The sequence below is a fragment of the Myxacorys chilensis genome (assembly GCF_059505265.1).
In genome coordinates this window covers 1-2,055 of record NZ_JCACKG010000037.1, presented here as the reverse complement: position 1 = coordinate 2,055, position 2,055 = coordinate 1, and the positions used below count along the sequence as shown (strand labels likewise).

The window sequence follows — 2,055 nt, the reverse complement described above, 5'->3', positions numbered from 1 at the left end:
CGTCGGGGTCCTGGTCGGTGGATGAGAGCTCCACCCCCTGCGCCGACCACGGGCATCGACCGATCTGGAGCCGTTGATGCACCACGGGATCGACATGGCCGTCCTCTCGCTCCTCGCCGCCGCCATCGCCGCCTGGAGCCTTGCTGCGAGCTGGCTCGAACGACGGCACATCAGCGCGCCGATGGCTGCGCTCGGCTTCGGGATGCTGGTGGCCAACGAGCCGCTGCCCCTTGCGGAAGTGTCGGCGGCATCGCCCGTGGTCCGTGAGCTCGCTGAGATCACCCTCGCCGTGGTGCTCTTCGGCGATGCCGCGACGGTCGACGTGCGCAAGCTGCGCCGCGACGCCGGCCTGACGAGCCGCCTGCTCGTGCTGGCACTGCCCGCCTCCATGATGCTGGGGACGATCGCGGCACGCGTGCTCGTGGGTGCCTCGTGGTGGGTGAGCGCGGTCATCGGCGCCGCCGTGGCTCCCACCGACGCGGCGCTCGGCGGTCCCGTCCTTCGCGACGAGCGCATCCCTGCGAAGGTCCGGCGCCTCCTCAACGTCGAGAGCGGGCTCAACGACGGCATCGCAACCCCGTTCGTCAACGTCTTCCTGGTGGCCGCCGTCGCCGGCACGGTCTACGAGCACACGTCGGAGGTGCACGCGGTGCGGGGCCTGGTCCTCGGCGTGGCGGCGGGTGCATCGATCGGCGGCCTCGCCGGCAGAGCCATGCGATCGGCGCTGCGAGCGGGCCTCACCACGGCGACGTCCACTTCGGTCGGCACGGCCTCGGTCGCGATCCTGGCCTATGCGTCGGTGGTGCACCTCGACGGGAACGGGCTCGTGGCGGTGTTCGTCGCCGGCCTCGCGTTCGGTGCAACCGGGCGCGCCGCCGCGGGTACCGCCCTCGGGTTCACCCGCCGAGCCGGTGAGGTCCTGTCCATGGCCGTCTGGCTGATCTTCGGTGCCCTCGCCCTGCCGGTCCTCGGTGCTGCCGGTGCAGAGCACTGGGTGTTCGCCGCGGTGGCCCTCACCGTCGTGCGGATGGTCCCGGTGGTCGTGGCGCTGCTCGGTTCCTCGTTGGGTCGGACGACGGCGCTGCTCGTCGGTTGGTTCGGCCCCAGGGGCCTGGCCTCGGTCGTTTTCGCGCTGCTCGCCCTCGAGCAGCTGGCGCCACGTGATGGCCGGGAGGTGGTCACGGCGCTGACCTGCACCGTCGTCGCCAGCGTGGCCGCCCACGGCGTCACCACGGCCTGGGTGGGGCGCCGCTTCGCCCTGGACCACGGGATGCGGACCTCGACCGTCCTGCGGGTCACCCGCCCCGGATGACCCGCAGGCGCCTTCCCCGTCGCACCCGGGGGTCACCTCGGCGGGGTGACGTCGAGGAGGCGGTTCCGTACGAGGCTGAGCCCGACGACGACAGAGGGTCGCCCATGATCTGGATCATCCTCGCTGCCCGGGACGTGCCGTCCTCGTCCTCCGCGACGATCGCCTGAGCAGCGGGCTCGACCGTGCGTCGCAGCGGGCCGATCCTCGACGACCAGGTCGACGAGGAGCTCCACCGATCGGCCGCGTCGAGGCGGGTCGAGCAGGCGGCCGAGTGGTTGCAGCGGCGGCTGCTCTGGCAGGTGTGGGAGCGGATGCGGGAGATCGAGTTCGTCGATCGCAGCGTCGCGCTCGCCGGCAAGGCGTTCGTCTCCTTCTTCCCGCTGCTCATCGTCATCGTCGCGCTCGTGCCTCCAGGGGTCCGTGCGTCGATCATCACGGTGCTCATCGCCCGGCTCGGCCTCGACGGTCGCTCCGTCTCCTCCTTTCGTGAGGCCTTCGCCTCGGCCGAGGACATCCGGAGGGCGACCAGCGCCCTCGGGCTCGCGTTCACGGTCTTCTTCGCCACCTCCTTCACGACGGCGCTCCAGCGGGCCTACCACCGGGCGTGGCGGAGGCCCAGCGCGGGGGCCAGTGTCGGCACCTACTGGCGCGGCGGGGCGTGGCTGGCGGCCATGATCGGGACGATGGCGGCCCTGGGCTTCGTCCGAAGCGTGCTCGACGGCTCGGTCGGCGTCGGGATCTTC

Annotated in this window: 2 protein-coding genes; both read left to right on the top strand. The window is 72.1% G+C overall.

From position 1 onward, the window contains the following. Positions 1-76: 76 nt before the first annotated feature. Positions 77-1,312, top strand: a complete 1,236-nt coding sequence (locus tag AC5JLB_RS02005; protein WP_495872187.1) for a cation:proton antiporter — start codon at positions 77-79, stop codon at positions 1,310-1,312. 182 nt (positions 1,313-1,494) lie between these two features. Further along, positions 1,495-2,055 (top strand): hypothetical protein (locus AC5JLB_RS02000; protein ID WP_495872186.1); only part of this gene is annotated, 561 nt, incomplete at its 3' end.

Bases quoted from the DNA above. Each gene is read 5' to 3' on its own strand.
- AC5JLB_RS02005 (WP_495872187.1), top strand. From the start codon at position 77: ATGCACCACGGGATCGACATGGCCGTCCTCTCGCTCCTCGCCGCCGCC.